The sequence below is a fragment of the Mesorhizobium sp. 01N446 genome (genome assembly GCF_056399285.1).
This window is the reverse complement of the sequence record NZ_JBFTRA010000002.1, coordinates 282,272-297,064: the sequence shown is the minus strand read 5'-3', so window position 1 is coordinate 297,064 and position 14,793 is coordinate 282,272. Positions and strand designations below refer to the sequence as shown.

12 protein-coding genes are annotated in these 14,793 nt (G+C 63.9%); 6 read left to right on the top strand and 6 right to left on the bottom strand.

Translation table 11 applies throughout. The features are described from left to right. Positions 1–13 precede the first annotated feature (13 nt). The 4 genes from AC1DPX_RS09730 to AC1DPX_RS09715 are packed head-to-tail and all read right to left on the bottom strand — an operon-like array spanning position 14 to position 5,164. Positions 14–601 carry a sarcosine oxidase subunit gamma gene (locus AC1DPX_RS09730; RefSeq protein ID WP_477236185.1) on the bottom strand — a complete coding sequence of 196 codons (588 nt, stop codon included), beginning with the start codon at positions 599–601 and terminating at the stop codon, positions 14–16. Then, positions 594–3,602: a sarcosine oxidase subunit alpha gene (locus AC1DPX_RS09725; RefSeq protein ID WP_477236183.1), complete on the bottom strand. Its 3,009-nt coding sequence runs from the start codon at positions 3,600–3,602 to the stop codon at positions 594–596. The genes AC1DPX_RS09730 and AC1DPX_RS09725 overlap by 8 nt, the downstream gene beginning before the upstream one ends. Further along, complete coding sequence (locus AC1DPX_RS09720; protein WP_202353942.1) at positions 3,599–3,895, bottom strand: sarcosine oxidase subunit delta; 297 nt, start codon at positions 3,893–3,895, stop codon at positions 3,599–3,601. Before AC1DPX_RS09720 ends, AC1DPX_RS09725 begins: the two co-directional genes overlap by 4 nt. A 9-nt stretch (positions 3,896–3,904) precedes the next feature. Beyond that, positions 3,905–5,164, bottom strand: coding sequence for a sarcosine oxidase subunit beta (locus AC1DPX_RS09715; RefSeq protein ID WP_477236181.1), 1,260 nt, complete (start codon positions 5,162–5,164; stop codon positions 3,905–3,907). A 206-nt stretch (positions 5,165–5,370) separates the two neighbouring features. Here AC1DPX_RS09715 and AC1DPX_RS09710 point away from each other — a divergent pair, with 206 nt between their 5' ends. Then, positions 5,371–7,860 carry a mechanosensitive ion channel family protein gene (locus AC1DPX_RS09710; protein WP_202353944.1) on the top strand — a complete coding sequence of 830 codons (2,490 nt, stop codon included), beginning with the start codon at positions 5,371–5,373 and terminating at the stop codon, positions 7,858–7,860. Positions 7,861–7,873: 13 nt separating this feature from the next. On the opposite strand, the gene AC1DPX_RS09705 is transcribed toward AC1DPX_RS09710, so the two are convergent. Next, positions 7,874–8,749 carry an NAD(P)H-binding protein gene (locus tag AC1DPX_RS09705; protein ID WP_477236179.1) on the bottom strand — a complete coding sequence of 292 codons (876 nt, stop codon included), beginning with the start codon at positions 8,747–8,749 and terminating at the stop codon, positions 7,874–7,876. 143 nt (positions 8,750–8,892) lie between these two features. Then, on the bottom strand, positions 8,893–9,714 hold the full coding sequence (locus AC1DPX_RS09700) for a helix-turn-helix domain-containing protein (RefSeq protein ID WP_477236177.1): 822 nt from the start codon (positions 9,712–9,714) through the stop codon (positions 8,893–8,895). Between the two features lie 225 nt (positions 9,715–9,939). Here AC1DPX_RS09700 and AC1DPX_RS09695 point away from each other — a divergent pair, with 225 nt between their 5' ends. The 5 genes from AC1DPX_RS09695 to AC1DPX_RS09675 all read left to right on the top strand — a co-directional run bounded on the left by AC1DPX_RS09695 (position 9,940) and on the right by AC1DPX_RS09675 (position 14,778). Beyond that, positions 9,940–10,203 carry a hypothetical protein gene (locus AC1DPX_RS09695; RefSeq protein ID WP_477236175.1) on the top strand — a complete coding sequence of 88 codons (264 nt, stop codon included), beginning with the start codon at positions 9,940–9,942 and terminating at the stop codon, positions 10,201–10,203. A 227-nt stretch (positions 10,204–10,430) separates the two neighbouring features. After that, entirely contained in the window at positions 10,431–11,864 is a 1,434-nt protein-coding gene (locus AC1DPX_RS09690; protein WP_477236173.1) for a UbiA family prenyltransferase, read from the top strand. Positions 11,865–11,866: 2 nt separating this feature from the next. Then, on the top strand, positions 11,867–13,216 hold the full coding sequence (locus tag AC1DPX_RS09685) for an FAD-binding oxidoreductase (RefSeq protein WP_477236171.1): 1,350 nt from the start codon (positions 11,867–11,869) through the stop codon (positions 13,214–13,216). Positions 13,217–13,339: 123 nt separating this feature from the next. Next, positions 13,340–13,774 (top strand): EamA family transporter, encoded by a 435-nt coding sequence (locus AC1DPX_RS09680; protein ID WP_202353950.1) that lies wholly within the window; start codon positions 13,340–13,342, stop codon positions 13,772–13,774. Continuing rightward, positions 13,771–14,778, top strand: coding sequence for an NAD-dependent epimerase/dehydratase family protein (locus AC1DPX_RS09675; protein WP_202353951.1), 1,008 nt, complete (start codon positions 13,771–13,773; stop codon positions 14,776–14,778). The genes AC1DPX_RS09680 and AC1DPX_RS09675 overlap by 4 nt, the downstream gene beginning before the upstream one ends. Positions 14,779–14,793 lie beyond the last annotated feature (15 nt).

Genomic DNA, 14,793 nt, shown 5'->3' with positions numbered 1-14,793 from the left:
AGGCTAGGTGGCGCTACTGCACCTCGTAGCCGACTTCCTCGCTGGCATGGCAAAGCGCCTTCCAGAACGAACGCGCGAAGGAGCGGAAGACATAGATGTCGAACTGGTCGGCGCCGGTGCGCTGGATCTGGGCGAAAACGTCGTGATGCGTGGTCGAGCGACCGGCGCCGACCGGGAATGCCGGCAGCGCGAAGTCGATGGCGAAGAATTTCGCCAGCACCCATTCGGCCTTCGGCCCGGCGATGCGTATGGCGGTACGGCCGTGCGACAGGTCCGTCACGGTGCCGATGGAAGGCGTCACCACCTTGGCAAAAGCCGCGGCCAGCCCTTCGGCCTCGTCGGCCACGGTGAATTTTCCCGGCGCGAAGCCGAACACCGATTTCACACCGTCGCTCAGGCCGCCGCCGGCGCCGTCGGGCAGCGCAAGGCCGGTGACGGTGCGGATGGCGGCGATCAGTCTCTTCTCTTCGCCCGGCCAGGCGGCGATCTGCACGATCGAGCCCGGCCTGGTCTCGGTCAGCAGGATCTCGACGCCATGCTCGAAATTGCCATGCGAGCCGACATGAAACTCCGGCTCGAGGGGGGATTGGCGCTCAACCATGCATGCGGGTCCCTTCCGGATCGTAGAAATGGTTGGAGACGATCTCGACCGGTCCAAAACGGCTGCGCAAGGGATCGGAGACATGGGCACGGGTACCGTGCCTGGCCTTGCCGCCCTCGACCAGGGCCAGCGCGATATGCTTGCCGAGCGCCGGCGAATAGCAGCAGGCGGTGATGTGGCCGATCGAGCCGTGCGGATTGGCCTCGTCAAGCTCTTCGACAATATGCGCGCCGCCATTGAGCGGCCGGTTGTCGAGCGCAATCAGGCCGACCAGTTCCAGCCGGTCAGACGCGATCAGGCCTTCGCGGTCCATCATCGCCGAGCCGATGAAAGGCTTCTTCTTCGACAGCATCCAGTCGAGATGCAGGTCGCGCGCCGTGGTGCGTCCGTCGATCTCGGCGCCGGTGACATGGCCCTTCTCGATGCGCATCGTGCCCAGCGCCTCGAGCCCGTAGGTGACCAGGCCGAACGGCTTGCCGGCTTCGATCAGGGCTTCCCAGACATGCGTGCCGTGGCCGGCCCCGGAATAGACCTCGAAGGCCATTTCACCGGAGAAGGACAGCCGGCAAATCATCACCGGAACGCCAGCGATCTCACCACGCACAATGCCCATGAAGGGCAAGGTGGAGTTGTCAACCGCGGTGCCGGTGACGCAGGCGGCGAGGATCTGCCGGGCCTTCGGTCCTCCGATCGCGGCGCCCGCCCATTCGTCGGTCACCGAGGTGACGTGAACCTTGAGGTCCGGCCAGATCACGTCGAGGAAATACTCCAGATGCTGCATCACCTTGCCGGCATTGGCGGTGGTGGTGGTCATCAGGAAATCCTGTTCGCCGAGCCGCCAGGTGGTGCCGTCGTCGAAGGCAAGGCCGTCCTCGCGCAGCATCAGCCCGTAGCGCGCCTTGCCGACGGCGAGCGTCGAAAACATGTTGGTGTAGACGCGGTCGAGGAAGGTTGCGGCATCGGGGCCTTGCACGGCGATCTTGCCCAGCGTCGAGACATCGACAATGCCGGCGCTTTCGCGTGTCGCCTTGGCCTCGCGCACATAGGCCTGCTCGATGGTTTCGCCTGAAAGCCCGTAGATCATCGGCCGGTACCAGAGGCCGGCGGAATACATGGTCGCGCCGTTGGCGACATGCCAGTCATGCATTGGCGTCAGCCGCTCGGGCTTGAGGTCGCCGAAGCGTTCCGCCGCCAGCGAGCCGATCGAAACGGGTGCGAAGGGCGGCCGGAAACGTGTCGTACCGACTTCGGGGATCGGCTTGCCCAGCGCCTCGGCCATGATGGCAAGGCCGGGAACGTTGGAGCTCTTGCCCTGATCGGTCGCCATGCCGAGCGTGGTGTAGCGCTTCAGATGCTCGACCGAGACGAAGCCTTCGCGGTGCGCCAGCCGCACATCCTCAGCCGTAACGTCGTGCTGGAAGTCGACAAAGCTCTTGCCCTTGGCTCTGATCTCGAAGACGGGCGCCGGATCGGGATCGCCGGGTACCGCTTCGGCCGTCGGCAATGCCGCCGGCGTACTCGTTCCACCGGCCGCCGCAAGGCCGGCGGCGCGGCCTTCGGCGATCGCCTCGGCGGTCGAAAAACTGCCGGTGAAGGCCCCGGCGCCAATCCACTGCTGTGTTGACCACTGCTGCGTCGGCTTTGGCGGCAGGAAGGCCTGCCGCGCGGCATTCCATTCCGCCTTGGCGCCGGCCTGACTGGCCAGATGGATGGTCGGCGACCAGCCGCCCGACATCAGCAGGCAGTCGGCATGGATGCTGCGCTCGTCACCGGTGAGCGCCCCGGTGACCATGTCGAAACGCTGAACCTTGACGCCGGAGAGCGCCTTGCCGCCCTCGGTGGCGATGACGGCATGGCCGGCCAACACTTCGGCCTCGGCCTCCGTCGCCAGCTTGCGCATCTCTGGCGAAAGCTCGGACCTGACGTCGGCGATGGCGACGATCGCCGCCCCCGCCTTCTTCAAGGCGACGGCCGCCCGGTAGGCGCTGTCATTGTTGGTGAACAGCGCGATCCGCTCGCCCGGCAGCACGCCGAATTCGTTGACGTAGCGTTCGGCGGCATGGGCCAGCATCGCGCCTGGCCTGTCATTGCCCGGGAAGACCAGCGGGCGTTCGAAGGCGCCGGTGGCCAGAACCACCGATCTGGCTCGGATCGCCCAGTAGCGATGGCGGGGCTCGCCCTTGGCGGGCTGTTCCTTGTGGTCGCTGACCCGTTCGAGTGCGGCAAGCGTGTTGTTGTCGTAATAGCCCCACACCGTGGTGCGCGGCAAAAGCCGGACATTGTCGCGGCCTTCGAGCTGGTTGACGGTGCGGCGCGCCCAATCGGCGGCCGGCACACCGTCGATGGTTTCACCCGACCAGTTGGTCGAGCCGCCGAAACGCGGTTCGAGATCGGCCAGCATGACACGCGCGCCCTGGTCGGCGGCCGCCTTGGCGGCCATCAGGCCGGCAGGTCCGGAGCCGACCACCAGCACGTCGCAAAAGGCGTTCATGCGCTCGTAGCGGGCAGGATCCTTCGCCGATCCGGCGCTGCCCAGACCGGCGGCGCGGCGGATGAAATGCTCGCAGAACATCCAGAAGCGCGTGCCTTTCAGCGGACCGATCACCGGCCCCATGAAGGTCTTGTAGTAGAAGCCGGCCGACAGGATCTTGCCGCCAAGCTGGTTGACGGCGTTGATGTCCCAGGCCAGCGACGGGAAGCGGTTCTGGCTGATCGCCACCAGTCCGTCATGGATCTCGACCATGGTCGCTGGAATATTGGGCTCGCGCACCTCGCCCTTCAGCACCGTCACCAGCGCGTTGGGCTCCTCCACGCCCGCGGTCAGCAGGCCGCGCGGGCGGTGGTATTTGAACGAGCGGCCGAAAAGCGTGACGCCCTTGGCCATGAGCGCCGAGGCCAGCGTGTCGCCGGCATGGCCGGTATAGGCAACGCCGTCGAAGGTGAAGCGGATCGTCTTCAGCCGGTCGATGCGGCCGCCGGTGTCGGTGCGGCGCGGGCTCATGCCTTGTCCTCCGCCTTGCGGCGTGCGGCCGAGCCATGATCGCCGCGCACGAAGGCGATACTCGAAATCTCATGCGTCAGCGTGTTGCGCACGACGCGCAGATGCGCGCGGCAACCGCCGGAATGCTGCCAGATCTCATTGTGGTCGCCGGCCGGATTCAGCCGGTCATAGACATAGGCGTTCCACGCCTCGAAATTCTGCGAAGCGGGGTCGGGACGTTCGCGGTTGCCGTCACCCTGGTAGGTGAACTCGATAACGTCGCGCGGGCCGCAATAGGGACAGGTGATCAGCATCGAATGTTCCTAATGCAGCCGCGGGTTCGCGCCCTGGCCCTTGTCGTCGATGACGAGGCCGCGGTGGAAGCGGTCAAGGGTGAACGGCGCGTTGAAATCGTGCGGCTCGTCCTTGGCGATGGTCCAGGCAAAGGTCCAGCCGGAGGCCGGCGTCGCCTTGAAGCCGCCATAGCACCAGCCGCAGTTGAGATACATGCCGGGCAGGGGGCCGGTGGTGATGATCGGCGAGCCGTCCATCGACATGTCGCACACACCGCCCCACGAACGCAGCATGCGCACACGCGCAAGGCCCGGGAAGAGCGCCAGCATCTCGCTCATCACTTCGTCGACGATGGGCAGGTTGCCGCGCTGGGCGTAGCTGTTGTAGCCGTCGATGTCGCCGCCATAGACAAGGCCGCCCTTATCGGACTGCGACATGTAGAAATGCCCCATGCCGAAGGTCACGACCGTATCGATGAAGGGCTTCAGCGATTCCGTCACGAAGGCCTGCAGCACATGGCTCTCGATCGGCATCGTCTCGACGCCGGCCAACTGCATGACGCGCCCGGTGCTGCCGGCGACCGCGACCGCCACTTTCCTGGCGCGGATATCGCCGCGCGACGTGGTGACGCCGGTGACGCGGTCGCCGTCGCGCAGGAAACCGGTGACCTCGCAATTCTCGATGATGTCGACGCCGCGCCGGTCGGCGCCGCGCGCATAACCCCAGGCCACGGCATCGTGGCGGGCGGTGCCGGCGCGCCGCTGCATCAGGCCGCCGACGACGGGAAAGCGTGCGTCGCCGGAGATATCGAGCGCCGGAATCAGGCGCTTGATCTGCGCCGGCGTCATCAGTTCGGCGTCGACGCCGAGATGGCGCATGGCATTGCCGCGTCGGGCATAGTCGTCGAACTGGGCCGGCGTGTGCGCCAGGTTCAGGCAGCCGCGCTGCGAGAACATGACGTTGTAGTTGAGCTCGTGCGACAGGCCCTCCCACATCTTCATCGAATGTTCGTAGAAGCGGGTGTTGGCCGGCAGCAGGTAGTTCGAGCGAACAGCCGTGGTGTTGCGGCCGACATTGCCGGAACCGAGCCAGCCCTTTTCCAGCACGGCGACGTTGGTGATGCCGTGTTCCTTGGCCAGATAGTAGGCGGTCGCCAGCCCGTGGCCGCCGCCGCCGATGATGATGACGTCATAGGAGGCCTTCGGGTCGGGCTTGCGCCAGGCCGGCTTCCAGTCCTTGTTTCCCTTGAGCGCGTTCGCGAGCAGCGAAAAGGCCGAGTACTCTGCCATCATTGTCATCCGGTTCGGGCGATGCGGCAGACTATAGAGCAGGCCGCACCCGCAAAGCCAATATTGCGCCATGGCCTTTCGACTGGCCGACGCTCGGATCGCGATCCAAGCGCGATCGGACGCGACGGCTTGCCCCACGATATGGCCGTCTTTATCAAGGAGAGGCTTTTTGAATGCCTTTGCCGCGTGTGAGTCGCCAACAAATCATGCTTTTGAGATTGCTTCGCCTCATTTTGGTTTTCACGCTCGTCATTTCGGCGTCGCCTTCGCTCGAAGTGATGGCGCAGGCGCTTGGCCAGGGCGCCGCCGGCTTGATCACCGATCAGCAGAAAGTCATCCAGGGCCTGACGGCCAAGACCGACGATCTCGAGAAGAAGATACAGCAGGACGGTGAGGACGATGCCTCGCTCGTGGATATCCGCCTGCAGCTGGAGGACCTGTCGCGGGCGGCGCTGACCAGTGCACTGGCGTTTCGTTCGCGGCTTACCGACATCAACAACCGCATCGAGGTGCTGGGTCCGCCGCCGGCGGCGGGCCAGCCGCAGGAGCCCGACATTGTGACCGGCGAACGCCAGGCGCTGGCGTCGGAGAAGGCCGAGATCAACGCGGTCGTCGCCAGCGCGCAGAACCTGTCGATCCGCATCAGCGGACTGATCGACAAGATCGGCAATATGCGCAGCGAGCAGTTCCGCAACTTTTTGACCAAGCGCTACGCGCTGTCCGAGGCGCTGAGCCCACAGGTGTTTTCCGACGCCCAGGATGAATACGCCAATTTTTACAAAGCGGTGTCGTCCTGGCTGAGCTTTGCGTTCAAGTTCAAGTTCCAGGCCGTCCTGGCGGCGACCTTCGTGGCGCTCGGACTGGCGCTGGTGCTGCTGGTCGGCGGCAGGCGGCTCTTCGGGCGCATATTCGAAGCTGATCCGGCGGTCGAGGATCCGTCCTATCTCAGCCGCCTGTCCGTAGCGTTCTGGTCTACCTTGCTGCCGACGCTGGCGGTCGGCGTGTTCCTGGCCTCCACGGTGTTCTTTTTCAACTATTACAATGTGTTGCGCGGCGACATCGGCGTCTTCCTCAATGCGTTGGCAGCCGTCATCGCGGTGGTGTTCTGCGTCAACCGGCTGACCAATGCCGCGCTTGAGCCGCGGCTGCCGAACTGGCGGCTCATTCCTGTCGAAACCGGCCCGGCGCGCTGGCTGGTGCGGCTGACAACCGCCATGGCCGTGGTCATCGGTGTCAACAATTTCTTGTCGATCGTCAACGACAAGATGGGCTCGCCACTGTCGCTGACCATCGCCCGCAGTTTCGTCGCCACCATTGTCGTCGGCATCATCCTGATCCTGATGGCAATGCTGCGGCCGTTCAAGGCACGCGACGGAAGCTGGCGGCCGTGGCCGGCCTGGCTGCGCTATCTGGCGCTGGCGCTTGGCCTGTTCACCATCGCCGCCGCGCTGCTTGGCTTTATCGGCCTTGCGCTTTTCGTCTCGCTGCAGGTCGTGGTCACCGGCACGGCGCTGATCACCGCCTATATCGGCTTCCTGTCGGCGCAGGCGATCGGCGAGGAGGGCGCTTTCGCCAACACCACTGTCGGGCGCTGGCTGTCGGCCAACTCCAGCTACGAGGAGGCAGCACTCGACCAGCTCGGCCTCGTCGTCAGTGTCGCCATCAATTTGATGATCGTGCTGGTTTTCCTGCCGCTGATCCTTTTGATGTGGGGGTTCCAGCCCGGCGACATCCAGGCCTGGGCCTACAAGCTGGCGACCGGGATCACCATCGGTTCGGTGACGATATCGGTCACCGGCATCCTTTCGGGCATCGTCGTCTTCATCATCGGCTATTTCCTGACGCGCTGGTTTCAGGGCTGGCTCGACGGGTCGGTGATGGCGCGCGGCAAGGTCGATACGGGCGTGCGCAATTCGATCCGGCTGGCGGTCGGCTATGCCGGCGTCGCCGTGGCGGGGCTGGTCGGCATATCGGCGGCGGGTATCGATCTTTCCAGCCTGGCCCTGGTCGCCGGCGCGCTTTCCCTCGGTATCGGTTTCGGTCTGCAGAATGTCGTCTCGAATTTCGTCTCCGGCCTGATCCTTCTGGCCGAGCGGCCGTTCAAGGTCGGCGACTGGATCGTCGCCGGCGACGTCAGCGGTACGGTCAAGAAGATCAGCGTGCGCGCCACCGAGATCGAAACCTTCCAGCGGCAGTCGGTGATCCTGCCCAATTCAAACCTGATCAACAACGCCGTTGGCAACTGGACGCATCGCAACAAGCTCGGCCGCATCGACATCAAAGTCGGCGTCGCTTATGGCAGCGACGTCAAGCAGGTTCACGCCATCCTGCTGGAGATCGCACGCGGCCACCCGATGGTGCTGAAAAACCCCGAACCCTTCGTACTGTTTTCCAATTTCGGTCCCGCGGCGCTCGAATTCGAAATTCGTGTGTTCCTGGCCGATGTGATGAACGGCAACATCGTGCAAAACGACGTCCGCTTCGCTGTGCTGGAGAAATTCAGCGACCAGCATATCGAAATCCCCTCGACGCCGCGCGCCGTTATCGAGACCAAGAATGCGAAGGCATGGCCGACCGACGACGACAAGATCGAGGCCGACTTCGTCGAACAGGAGCAGGCCAAGGTCGACGCCGCAGTCGAGGCGAAAAAGCTGGCCAAATCAGGACGCAAGGTACGCAAACCCGACCCCGATTAGAGGCCAGGCCCTGTCAGCTTTTGGCGATCAGGGCGGCAAGTGCTGTCCGAAGATCGGTCTCGCCGCGCCTGATCTCGCCTGCGCCGTGCTCGGCATCGATGCGGCCGGCATTGTGGGCATCGAACATCGCGGCGACCAGTTCGGCGTAACTCGTGCTGATGCCGCCGCCAACGAGGGCGGGAACCCAGTCCTGCCTCCGCAATTCGCGGGCAACGATCTCGCGGCCGGCAATCTCGCCAAGCGTCCGCGCCACATCGGTTGCGCTGTAACGGTCAGGCCCTTCGGCGTGGACCACGCGCAGTGCATCGCCGTTGCCTGAAAGGAGGAGATCGGCGGCCATCAGGCCGACGTCACCTGCCGAGACCGTCGGGAAGGATTTGGAGACGGGATGATGCAGGCTCGGTAGCACGCCGGTCTCGATCGCGCGACCAACGAGGCGGTTCCAGTTCTGCATGTGCTCGGCCGAACGCAGCACCGTCAGCGCCGCCGGGATTGTCTTCAACTGCGATTCCAGATGGTGGAAGGTGAGCGTGATGCCGGTGCCGGCGGCAAGCTGGGCGCCATAGTCCGAAATCGCCAAAATGCTTTCCGGCCTGACCTGATCAAGTGCGTCGACGATGGACCGGATGGTTGATTGCATTTCCGCCGACGCATCAGCGGCGCGGATGCCGGTGGGACAGATAACCTGAACAGCGGTGGCGCCCTTTGTTGCCCGCGCCAATGCCAGGGCATCGCGCAGATCGGCGATTGCTGTTTCGCAACCAAGCGCACGGAACTCTTCGGCATGCGACGGGTTTCGCACCACGGCCCTGATCGGAACGTTATGCCGACGCAGCGCGGCGATGGTCGCCCTTCCGATTTTTCCAGCAGCGCCCAACACAACAAACATGTCCGTATCCCTTCATCCTGATCAATGGGATGTCAGCAATGCCGGATGGGTGCGCTCGGGTCGCCCAGATATGGACGGCGGAAGACAAAAACGGATGATCGGAATCAGGGTGACGGTACGACGGCGAAATGTCGGACCGCCGGTTACCGCTGCATGCGGATAAGGGCGGCGGGCGTGACGCCGAGGATGCGCTTCATGCTCTGCGCCATGTGGCTCTGATGCGAAAAGCCTGCCTCCAGCGCGATCTGGCTCAGCGGCATTTTCCCCTGATGCAGCAGGGTCCTGGCCCGTTCGACCCGGCGATGGATGACATATTGGTGGGGAGGCATGCCGAAGGTGCGGCGAAACAGTACCTTCAGATGCGAGCCGCTGATGGCAGCCACTTGCGCCAGCTCATCCAGCGAAAGGTCCTGGTCGAGATTGGCTTGGATGAAATCGGCCAATCTGCGCCTCTGGCCGAAGGAGAGCGTTTGCCTGGCTGGAACGTCCGGCCTTGAGGCGGCGCCCTGGATGAGTTGCACCGCCAGCGCCTTGGCCAGGCTTTCGAAATACAGCCGATCGGATGCCACGTCAGGGTTCAGCCCGGTCGCCAGGGCATGGGCGATATGTTCGATCCTCGGATCGCGGCGCTGGAACTGCGGATGGACGACGACCCTGTCCGGATCGATTTCGAGATCCTCGGCGGCACGCCGAACCAGCGCGGGACTGACCCAGAGCCGCAGGATGGTGCAGTCCGCGTCATCTTCCCAGTCACCATCGAGCCCGGCGGGTACAATATCGATATCGCCATCCGACTGGACCCGCCGGTGATGCCTTCCGTCGCATTGGCACGACGCGTTGACCGGCGCACCGACGTGGATTCCAAGCCGATGGTTGACGGATGCAGGCACATAGTGGGTCAGCCGCGCGGCAATCCTTCGCTGCTCAACTCCAACGCCGATCGTTTCGAGCCAGTTGTCGTGCATGGGTTTTTCTTCGCGTTGCTGCCTTCGGTTCATATCGTGCCGTCTGGCGAAATTAACAGAGCTGGGCGAGCGCCCGCAGCCGGCATTGGAGAATGCCAAAACCAATTGCGGCATGAATGCGGCATTCAGTTGCGGTTCAGCTTCCATCTCATATAAGCTCCCATGCAAAGGGCGAAAATGCCTTGCGAAATGCAACAGAGGCGGTGGGAACACCGATATTGCAACATGTGGAAGTCTCTCGTCGCTGCCGTGACCTTGCTCGCCGTGAGCGGCTCGGTCCATGCCGCCAGCGCGGTCAACAAGGACGCCGAGACCCGCACGCTGGTCGTGACGGAAGGCGGCAGCAAGACCGACCTTGCGCTGGCCGGAGGTGAAACCGTCGAATTCTGCCAGAACGGCTGCTTCGTCACCTTGCCGAACGGCGACCTCGAGGCCCTGACGGGCTCGGAAACCGTTGAAATTTCCGGCGGCGTCGCCCGCATCAAGTAGTGTCGGCAGCATGATTGGAAAGGCCGGGCATTTGCTCGGCCTTTTATCGTTTCCGGTAGCGGTTGTTTAACAATGACGCCGGAAATACAGCCGCGGCAGCCGCCTGCAACCAGGCGTTTTAACGTTCGCTACGCCATCCCCCGCTATACCAGCGTCAAGACGCCGAAAAGCGGCGCGCAACGGAACTCCGGTTTTTTCGGATCATACGCTGGCAGGGCAGGACGGGCATGGATGCGCGGTCGGACAGGAACGCAATACCGCTTGCGGTCGATCTCGACGGCACGCTGATCGCGACCGACCTGTTGTGGGAAGGCCTGTTCCTCCTCCTCAAGAAGAACCCGCTCTATATTTTCCTGGTGCCGTTCTGGGCGGCCGGCGGGCCGGCGCGGCTGAAGCAGGCGATCGCACAGCGCATCGACATCGATCCCGCGACGCTACCCTATCGCGCGCCACTGCTCGAGCGGCTGCGCGCTGAGCACGGCGAGGGCCGCAAGATCGTGCTGGCGACCGGTACGCCGCGCAAATTCGCCGATGCCATTGCCTGTCATCTCGGCATTTTCGACCGTGTGCTGGCGACCGACGGCCTCGACAATCTCACCTCCGGCAAGAAGCGGGCCTCGCTGATATCGGCCTATGGCGATGGCGGCTTCGACTATGCCGGCAACAGCCGCCATGATCTCCAGGTCTTCGATGCCGCTCGCAATGCAATCGTCGTTGCGCCCGACCGCCATGCCGCGCGCTGGCAGGCGGCGCATGGCGCCGAAACCATGCCGGCGCCGAAGCCGACCTTGCGGACCGTCGTCAAGATGCTGCGCGTGCATCAGTGGCTGAAGAACTCGCTGATCGCCGTGCCGATGGTGCTGTCGCACGAATATTTCAACACCAACATGATCTGGCAATGCCTGCTGGCGTTCATCTCGTTCAGCGCGGTCGCCTCGGCGATCTATATCCTCAACGACTTCTTCGACCTCGCGCTCGACCGCAAGCACGCCACCAAGCGCAACAGGCCGTTCGCCAGCGGGGCGCTGTCGATCCCGTTCGGCCTCGGCGCGATGGCGGTGCTGGTGGCGATCGGCATCGGCGCCGGCCTGTTTTTGCCAATCGAATTCCTCGGTGTGCTCGGCGGCTACATGGTCGTCACCACGGCCTATTCGCTGTCGTTCAAGCGCATGCTGCTGGTCGATGTGCTGACGCTGGCCGGCCTCTATTCGATCCGCGTGATCGCGGGTGCTGCCGCGACCGGCGTCGACGTTTCGTTCTGGCTACTCGCCTTCTCGATCTTCTTCTTCCTGTCGCTGGCGCTGGTGAAGCGCTTCGTCGAACTGCGCACCACCGCCATTCCGCCCGGCGAACGCATTGCCGGGCGTGGCTATCGTACCGAGGACCAGGAGATCGTCGCCCAGGCCGGCATGGCCTCCGCCTTCTCCTCAGCACTGGTGCTGGCGCTCTACATGGACAGCGTCGCGGTGCGCGAGCTCTATCCGCATCCCTGGCTGATCTGGCCGCTGCCGCCGATCGTGCTCTACCTCACCATGCGCGTCTGGATCCTGGCGCGGCGCGACGAGATGAATGACGACCCGGTCGTCTTCATCATCCGCGACTGGCGCAGCCAGATCGTGGTCGCGATCGGCGCCGTGCTGCTGGTCATCGGAGGCTGGTAGGCATGGCCGAGCGTTTTCTGAGCTTCGGCCTTGCCACGCCGCCGGCGTCACGCGCGGTAAGCGCCGACGACGCCATTGCGTTGCTGAAGGGTGGCAAGACGAAGGAAGGGTCGCTGCTGGCCTATGGCAATGGGCGTTCCTATGGCGATTCCTGCCAGAACCAGGCCGGCACGGTCGTCGACATGCGGACGCTGAACCGCATCCGCGCCTTCAACGCCGAGACCGGCGTGCTCGAAGCCGATGCCGGTGTGCTGCTGTCCGATATCATCGCGCATGCTGCGCCTTACGGCTTCTTCCCAGCGGTGGTTCCGGGCACGCAATTCGTGACGCTCGGCGGCGCCATCGCCAATGACGTGCACGGCAAGAACCACCACCGGCGCGGCACGTTCGGCTGCCATGTCGAAAGCTTCACGCTGCTGCGGTCCGACGGGAAGACCTATCGCTGCTCGGTATCAGACAATCCGCGCCTGTTTGCGGCGACCATCGGCGGTATGGGGCTGACTGGCCTCATCCTGTCGGCCTCGATCCGACTGATGCGGGTGCCTTCGCTCGACATCGTCGAGAAGACGATGCCGTTTCGCGACCTCGGCGAATTCTTCGATCTGGCCGCGGCGGCGGACCAGGCCAATGAATATGTGGTCGCCTGGATCGACCAGCTCGCCGGTGGCCGCAACAGCGGGCGCGGGCTGCTGTTTACCGGGAACCACGCCGAGCATGGCTCGCACACGGCCGCGCGCGCCGGCGGCAGTCTTTCCGTGCCGTTCCAGCCGCCGTTCAATATGCTCAACCGGCCGTTCCTGACTGCTTTCAATGCCGCCTACCGGTGGAAGAAGGGCCGGGCCACGGTGCCGCGCCACACCGGCTACCAGGGCTTCTTCTTCCCGCTTGACGGCGTGCGGGACTGGAACCGGCTTTATGGCCCCAAAGGACTGTTCCAGCACCAGAGCGTGGTGCCGGAAGAGGCTGCGCGCACCGTCGTGCCCGAATTGCTTGCCGCTGCCCGGCGGGCCGGGCAGGGCTCCTTCCTCACCGTGCTGAAACGCTTCGGCTCGATCCGCTCGCCGGCGCTGCTGTCGTTCCCGCGCCCGGGTTACACGCTGACGTTGGATTTCCCCAACAAGGGAGCGGCGACGCTTACCCTGCTTGGCGAGCTCGACCGCATCACGGTCGCGGCCGGCGGGGCGGTCAATCCCTACAAGGATGCGCGCATGGGCGCGGTAACCTTTGCTGCTTCGTTCGCGGACTGGCCGAGGCTGGAAGCGCTGCGCGACCCTGCCTTCATGTCCGATTTCTGGGCGCGCACGGCCGGCAGAGTCGACCTGCGGCGGCGCGGGGCCGAGGCCGCCGAATAGATAAAATTGGAATGAATTATGGTTATCGAACGATTAACGGCAAGGTTTACTGAAAATATTCATGCGAGTTCACGAAATCTTTTCAGCTTTGTATTAATCGATGGCGCGGGGTGGTGAGCAGGCATGAAATATATCGTCTTCATTCTCTTTACGGTCATGACCAATGCCGCCGCGCAGCTCATGCTGAAGCAAGGCATGATGTCGCTTGGGCCGATCTCGTTCGAGGGCGTCAATCCGCTCGTCAAGCTGCTGCAGATCGTCTTCAGCCCCTGGGTGTTCCTCGGGCTCTGCACCTTCGTGATTTCCATGGCCTCGCACCTTTATGTGCTGTCGAAGGTCGAGCTTTCCTTTGCCTATCCCTTCCTCAGCCTCGCCTATGTCGCCGTCGCCATCTTTGCCTATTTCGTCTTTCGCGAGGATCTCAATGGCTGGCGCGTCGCCGGCATTGCTTTCATCTGCGTCGGCACGGTGCTGATCGCGCAAAGCGGGCGAGGGCATGAAGACCAGACCGCTTCCATCGCACCCGACAAGATCCCTGCAAGCGAGACCCTTCGATGAGACATGTGATTTTCGGCGGTGACGGCTTCGTCGGCCGCCACCTTGCGCCCAAGCTCGTGGCCGATGGCGAAGAGGTCGTCGTCGCCGACATCGTCAAGAGCGACCTGCCGCACTATCGCAACGTCCGCTTCATCAAGTGCGACGTCACCGATCCGGCCTCGGTCGCCGCCGTGGGGTTGAAGGCCGACGACATGGTCTACAATCTGTCGGCAAAGATGCTGTCGCCGATCCAGGTACGGGCCAAGCGGCATGACTTCTTCTTTCCGGTGAATTTCCATGGCACCGAGCACATCATGCAGGCCATGGACAAGGCCGGTGCGCCAAGGCTCGTCCACTACACGACCGACATGATCTACGGCCACACGGTCACCCAGCCGATGACCGAGGAGCATCCGGTCGCGCCGCTCGGCGAATATGGCTGGTCGAAGCAGAAGACCGAGGAACTCGCTGTCGAATGGCGTAAGCGCGGCATGTCGATCGCGCTGTTCCGGCCGCGGCTGATCATCGGTCCCGGCCGGCTCGGCATTCTCGAAAAACTGTTCAAGCTGATCGACTGGAACCTTCCGGTGCCGATGATCGGCTCGGGCAGGAACCCCTATCAGTTCATCTCCGTGTTCGATTGCGCGGAAGCTGCCCGCGCGGCCTGGAAGGCCGGCGTGCCCAACGAGGCCTATAATCTGGGTTCCCTCAACCCGCCGCCGGTGAAGAAATTGCTCGGCGACCTGATCCGGCATGCCGGCTCCAAGTCGATCCTGCTGCCGACACCCGGCTGGGCGGTCAAGCGCACGCTCGACCTGCTCGACGTCATGAACATGCCGATCATGGATCCGGAGCAATATCTGATCGCCGACGAGGAATGCGTGCTCGACGTGTCCAAGGCCGAGCGTCAGCTCGGCTGGGTGCCGCAATATCGCGACGAGGACATGCTGATCGCCGCCTACAGCGAATACCGCGCCAAGAAGGCCGGGCCAGCTGTCGTCACCAAACATGTGCCCGCCGAGTAGCAGGTCCGCCAAACA